This is a genomic window from Micrococcus sp. MS-ASIII-49 (assembly GCF_000946635.1).
GTDB classification, from domain to species: Bacteria; Actinomycetota; Actinomycetes; order Actinomycetales; family Micrococcaceae; genus Micrococcus; species Micrococcus luteus.
In genome coordinates, this window is the sequence record NZ_JXSP01000020.1 from 1 (window position 1) to 6,065 (window position 6,065).

5 protein-coding genes and 1 pseudogene are annotated in these 6,065 nt (G+C 74.0%); 3 read left to right on the forward strand and 3 right to left on the reverse strand.

What is annotated here, in order from left to right; translation table 11 throughout:
- Positions 1-604, forward strand: a pseudogene (locus SJ20_RS01395) (acyl-CoA dehydrogenase); the annotation flags it as partial.
- Between the two features lie 31 nt (positions 605-635).
- Here the strand turns inward: SJ20_RS01395 and SJ20_RS01400 are convergent.
- The 3 genes from SJ20_RS01400 to SJ20_RS01410 are packed head-to-tail and all read right to left on the reverse strand — an operon-like array spanning position 636 to position 3,363.
- A complete protein-coding gene (locus SJ20_RS01400; RefSeq protein WP_044658679.1) occupies positions 636-1,502 on the reverse strand; it encodes an ABC transporter permease in 867 nt (288 codons plus the stop codon).
- Complete coding sequence (locus SJ20_RS01405) at positions 1,499-2,518, reverse strand: aliphatic sulfonate ABC transporter substrate-binding protein (RefSeq protein ID WP_020621434.1); 1,020 nt, start codon at positions 2,516-2,518, stop codon at positions 1,499-1,501. The genes SJ20_RS01400 and SJ20_RS01405 overlap by 4 nt, the downstream gene beginning before the upstream one ends.
- Complete coding sequence (locus SJ20_RS01410) at positions 2,515-3,363, reverse strand: ABC transporter ATP-binding protein (RefSeq protein ID WP_020621435.1); 849 nt, start codon at positions 3,361-3,363, stop codon at positions 2,515-2,517. Before SJ20_RS01410 ends, SJ20_RS01405 begins: the two co-directional genes overlap by 4 nt.
- A 468-nt stretch (positions 3,364-3,831) precedes the next feature.
- On the opposite strand from SJ20_RS01410, the gene SJ20_RS01415 reads away from it, so the two are divergent.
- Together SJ20_RS01415 and SJ20_RS01420 are read left to right on the forward strand one after the other, a co-directional pair.
- Positions 3,832-5,253: an LLM class flavin-dependent oxidoreductase gene (locus tag SJ20_RS01415; RefSeq protein WP_020621436.1), complete on the forward strand. Its 1,422-nt coding sequence runs from the start codon at positions 3,832-3,834 to the stop codon at positions 5,251-5,253.
- A gap of 58 nt (positions 5,254-5,311) precedes the next feature.
- The gene (locus SJ20_RS01420; protein ID WP_225348884.1) at positions 5,312-6,022 is read left to right on the forward strand and encodes a Tat (twin-arginine translocation) pathway signal sequence; all 711 of its coding nucleotides are present in this window, start codon (positions 5,312-5,314) and stop codon (positions 6,020-6,022) included.
- Positions 6,023-6,065 lie beyond the last annotated feature (43 nt).

The window sequence follows — 6,065 nt, forward strand, 5'->3', positions numbered from 1 at the left end:
GGTGCTCGACGACGCCGCGGCCGAGGAGCTGCTCGAGGTGCCGCGGCAGGACGGGCCCGTGCCCGTGCTCATGGAGGCGACCCTGCTGGCGCTGCAGGCCGGGATCGGCCGGGCGGCGCTCACGGAGGGCACGCAGCTGCTGCGGCAGCGGCGCCGCACCTTCAACACCGGCACGGCCGCGCTGCCCAAGGACGACCCCCAGCTCCTCGAGATCATGGGGCAGCTGGCCGGGCGGCAGGCCGCGGCCGAGCTGATGGTGCGCGAGATCGGGCGGCTGCTCGACGAGGGGCAGGACGGCGCCGACGGGGCCGGCCCGGCGGAGGCCGACGTCGTGGCGGCGTCCGCCGAGGCGATGGCGGCCGCGTACCGGGCCCAGGCCGTGGTGCCGGAGGCCGTCCTCGAGGTGTGCACCCGCATCTTCGACACGCTCGGCGCGTCGGCGACGTCGGCCACGCTGCGGCTCGACCGGCACTGGCGCAACGCCCGCACCCTCGCCACCCACGACCCGGCGGCGTTCAAGGTGCGCATGGCCGGCGACTGGCTCGTGAACGGCACCCCGCCGACCGCCTACACGTCGGCCGGCGAGGTCCCCGAGGGGGACTGACCCGACGACCGGGCGGCCGGACGTGCCGGGCTCAGGCCCAGCGGCGCAGGGCCCGGCGCTCCAGCAGGCCGAGCAGCCAGTCGGTGAGCTTGCCGAGCACGGCGAGCAGGATGATCGCCAGGATCAGGCGGTCCGTGCGTCCGTTGTTCTGCGAGTCGGTGAGCAGGAAGCCCAGGCCCATCGAGGAGGCGATCAGCTCCGCGGCCACCAGGAACAGCCAGGCCTGGGCCAGGGCCAGCCGCAGGCCGGAGAACACGGCCGGCACCACGGCGGGCAGCTGCACCGTCCGCAGCAGGGACAGCCCGTGGTAGCCGAAGGCCCGACCGGCCTCCACCAGGTGCGGGTCCACATGGCGCAGGGCGGCGTAGACGGTGGTGAACACCGGGAAGAACGCGCCGATCGCGATGAGGGTGACCTTGGACTCCTCGCCGATCTGCATCCACAGGATCAGCAGCGGCACCCAGGCCAGCGAGGGCACCGCGCGCAGCGCCCCGATCAGCGGGGCGAACAGCGCGTCCGCCCACCGGGACAGCCCGAGCGCGGACCCCACGGCCAGCCCGAGTGCGGCGCCGAGCAGGAAGCCCAGCAGCACGCGCTGGGTGGAGATCCCCACGTGCAGCCACAGGTCGCCCCGCTCCAGCAGGTTGACGCCGGCGCTCAGCACCGCGCCGGGGGAGGGCAGCTGCACCGCGGAGAGCAGCCCGGCGGCCGTCACCGCCCACCACAGCACCAGGAGGACAGCGGGCGCGGCCAGCCCCACCACCGCCCGGGCGCCGGGCCGGTCCAGCACCCGGGGCCGCTGCCGTCGGCGCGCCCCTGTGTCGCCGTCGTCGTGACCCGACCGCTCGCGCGCCTCGGGGCCCGTCGTCGCGGCGGGGGTGGTCAGGGCGGCGCTCATCGGATGGCCTCCTCGGCGAAACGGGTGTCCAGGATGCTCGCCAGCGCGGCGTCCACCTGGTGCTGGTAGTCGACGGACCCGGTGCCGACCAGGATCCGTCCGACCCCCGTCAGGGCGTCGAGCAGCTCCTGGCCCGGCACGGGGCTGACGTCCGCGTTGGTGCGTTCGAGGATCACGGTGCGGGCGACGTCGGGAGAGATCTTCGCGGCCTCGGCCAGGATCCCGACGGTCTCGTCCGGGTGCTCGAGCGCCCAGGCGCGGGCGCGTTCGTACGTGTCCAGGACGGTCTGGGCCGTCTCCGGGTCCGCCTCGAGGAAGGACTCCGTGGCGTTGAGGACGGAGAACGTGTTCAGGGCGAGGTCCCGGTACAGGAAGCGGGCGCCCTCGGCCTCGGCCTTGGCCATGATCGGGTCGAGCCCGGACCACGCGGCCACCGATCCGCCGGCGAGGGCGGCGCGGCCGTCGGCGTGCTGCAGGTTCTGGATCTCGACGTCGGCCGGGTCCACCCCGGCGGCCTCGAGCGCCTGCACGGCGAAGAAGTACGGGTCCGTCCCGCGCGTGGCGGCCACCGTGCGGCCCGCGAGCTGGGCGACGTCCGTGATGTCCGAGCCGGGCGGGACCATGAGCGCGGACCACTCCGGCCGCGAGGCGACGCCCACGATGCGCGTGGGCGCTCCGTTGGCCCGGTTCAGCAGCGCGGCCGAGCCGGCCGTCGACCCGATGTCCACGGAGTTCGAGCGCAGGAGCTCGTTGGCCTTGTTGGAGCCGGCGGAGAACACCCAGTTCACCCGGACGCCGCGGGGCGCGAGCGTCTCCTCCAGCCATCCCTGGTGGCGGATCACGAGGGAGAGCGGGTTGTAGGTGGCGTAGTCGATGCTCAGCGTGTCCGGACCGTTCACCGGCCCGGTCGTCGCCTCACCCTGCAGGACGCATCCGCTCAGGCCCAGGGGCAGGGACGCGGCCAGCAGGCCGAGCGCCGTGCGACGGGTCAGGCGTGCGGAGCCGGCGCCGCTCATCGGGCGTGGCTCTCGACGCCGAGGCCCTCGAGGAGCTCGGCGCGCAGCCGGGCCAGGCGGGCGTCCGCGCGGTCGCGGGGACGGGCCCCCGGCACGTCCACGATCCGCCCCACGGTCGCTCCGGGGCGGGCCCCGCCGTCGGGCGCGGGGACGTCACGGGCGAGCAGCAGCACGCGGTCGGCGAGCTGCAGGGCCTCCTCCACGTCATGGGTGATGAGCAGGACGGTGGTGCCGGTGGCGGCGTGCACGTCCAGCAGCAGGTCCTGCATCTTCAGGCGCGTCAGGGCGTCGAGGGCGCCGAAGGGCTCGTCGAGCAGCAGCACGCCGGGGCGGCGCGCCAGGGCGCGGGCGAGCGAGGCCCGCTGGGCCATGCCGCCGGAGACCTCCCGGGGGCGGTGCTCCGCGAAGGGCGCGAGGCCCACGAGCTCGAGCAGCTCCTGCACGCGGTCCCGGCCCGCGGCGCGGTCCAGCTCCCGGGGCAGGCCGAGTTCCACGTTGCGGCGCAGGGTGCGCCAGGGCAGCAGGCGCGGCTCCTGGAAGCCGACGGCGGTGCGCTCGTCGTAGGGTCGCACGGGCGAGCCGTCGATCAGCAGCTCTCCGTCGAAGTCCGGGTCCAGGCCGGCCACGGCGCGCAGCAGCGTGGACTTGCCGCAGCCGGAGGCGCCGATCACGGCGAGCACCTCGCCGGGCGCCACGGTCAGGTCCACGTCGCGCAGGACGACGCGTGGTCCGTCCGCGGTGGGGAACGTGCGCCCGACGCCGCGGAAGACGACGTCGAGGCTGTGGCGGTCCTCGTCCCGGACCGGGGTGGAGGCGGTGGCACGGGAAGGCGCGTGCACGCTCATGGAGGGCTCCCATCGTCGCTTCGTCGTCGGTGTCGGACGGATACGGATGCCAGTAGACCACCGCGGGCCCGGTCGGCCGCGCGGTCGCCCGGCCGCCGGCGCCGGAGGGTCACACGGGCGTCACACCGGGGGCGCCGCCGGTCCTGGCCCGGCCGGCCGTCACGGCCCGAGCCCAGCGCCGAGCCAGACGTTTCGGTCGTCTCTGCAGGGTGGAGGCAGCAGATTTCTCTGGCTCAGCGCTGGGGTGCCACTGGGCCGCAACAGGGCCGCCGCCCGCGGACGTGTCCTCCGTCATGGTCGGGGCATGTCACGAACCGGGCGCCGGACGCGTGGCCGGGCCCGGCGGGGCCGTCATGAACCCCTGGGCCGGACCGGCTTCCACCGCCGGCCGCGTCAGCGTTGCATGGTGCGGAACCGTCGCTCGCCCGGCCGCGCCCCTGCGACCGGGCGGCCCTGGAAAGGAGACCCATGAGCACCGCCGAGAACGCCGGGGCCGGAGCACCCACCCGCCCGGACGAGCACCGCGCGATCCTCTTCAACGCATTCGACATGAACTGCGTCGCCCACCAGTCCCCGGGTCTCTGGCGTCACCCCGACGACCACGCCCGGGACTACAACACCCTGGGCTACTGGACGCACCTGGCGCAGACGCTGGAGAAGGGCCTGTTCGACGGCCTGTTCATCGCCGACGTCCTCGGCCCGTACTCCGTGTACGGCGGCACCTCCGAGGCCGCCATCAGGACCGGCGCGCAGACCCCCGTGAACGACCCGTTCCTGCTCGTCTCCGCGATGGCCGCGGTCACCGAGCACCTCGGCTTCGGCGTCACCGCCGGCACCGCCTACGAGCACCCCTACCCGTTCGCCCGCCGCCTCGCCACGCTCGACCACCTCACGGGCGGCCGCGTGGGCTGGAACGTGGTCACCGGCTACCTGCCCTCCGCCGCCCAGAACATGGGCCAGGACGACCAGATGGAGCACGACGAGCGCTACGAGCACGCCGACGAGTACCTCGACGTCGTCTACAAGCTCCTCGAGGGCTCGTGGGAGGACGACGCCGTCGTCTACGACAAGGAGTCCGGCGTGTTCGCGGACCCGGCCAAGGTCCACGACATCGCCCACGAGGGCCGGTACTTCACCGTGCCCGGCCACGCCGTCACCGAGCCGTCCGTGCAGCGCACCCCCGTGATCTACCAGGCCGGCGCCTCGACGCGCGGCCGCGCCTTCGCCGGCAAGCACGCCGAGGCCGTGTTCATCAACTCCCCCACGAAGGAGCTGGCGGCCGCCACCGTGAAGAAGATCCGCCAGGCCCTGGTGGACGCCGGCCGTGACCCGTACGACGTGAAGATCTTCGCGATGCAGACGATCGTCACCGGGGCCACCGACGAGGACGCGCGGGCCAAGTACGACGACCTGGCGCAGTACGTGGACCCGCTGGGCGGCCTCGTGCTCATGTCCGGCTGGATGGGCATCGACCTGTCCCAGTACGACCTGGACGAGCCGATCGGGGACGTGAAGTCGAACGCCATCCAGTCCGCCGTGGAGACCTTCCAGAAGGCCTCCGGCACGGATGAGGAGTGGACCGTGCGCAAGCTCGCCGAATGGGTGGGCATCGGCGGCTTCGGCCCCGTGATCGTGGGCGGCGGCGAGTCCGCGGCCCGTCAGCTCGTCGAGTGGGCCGACGAGACCGACGTGGACGGCTTCAACCTCGCCTACCACATCACCCCGGGCGCCTTCGAGGACGTCGTGGAGTTCGTGGTGCCGGCGCTGCAGAAGCTCGGCCGCTACAAGACCGCGTACACGGACGGCACGCTGCGCCACAAGCTCTTCGGCCGCGGCGACCACCTGCCGCAGAACCACCACGGCGCATCCTTCGCCCTGCGCCGCCGGTAGGGTGACGCCAATGGCCGCGGCGCCCTGCCTCGGCCGGCAGCAGCCCCAGGAGGAGAACATGCAGCGCAGACGTGCCGTCCGCGCGGCCGGGCTCGGCGTCGTGGGCGCCCTGGCCTTGGCCGGGTGCGCATCCGAGCCGCAGTCGGCGGGGGAGGCCTGGCATCAGGCCCGCACCCAGTTGGACGAGGCCGAGACCGTCCGACTCGAGACCGCCTACACCACCGGCCGTCAGGGCCCGCACTCGGTCCGCTGGGACATCGCCGGCCGGCTCGACGGCGGCGACGCCGAGTCGAAGGGCGTCATGCAGGTCGGCCGGGACTCACACATCACCATGGAGTCCCGCCAGGTCGGCGAGGATGTGTTCGTCCGGGTCGACGTGGACGGCTCCGACGTCCCGGACGACGTCCAGGTGATGTACTCCGACCCGCAGTGGCGCCGTGTCCCGGCCGGTGAGGGGCAGGAGCCGCCCCTGAAGGCCCTCCTCGACCAGGTGGGCTTCCCCGCGGCGGACGCCCTCGACGGCGCCGAGGTGCGCGCCGAGGAGGTCGACTGGGACGACGGCACGGCCTACCGCTACGCCGTGCCCGAGGAGGTCGCCGACGCCGCAATGGTCGAGGGCGACGCCACCCGGGTGCACTCCTTCACGGTGGACGACGACGGCGAGCTGGTCGCGCTCACCGTCGACGACGGCCGGGCCACCCAGCAGTACGCCCTGAGCGACTGGAACCAGATCGAGCCGGCCGAGGCGCCGGAGGAGGTGGCCGAGTGAGGCAGCGCCAGACCCAGACCCGGCCTGCTGGATCTCCTGCAGG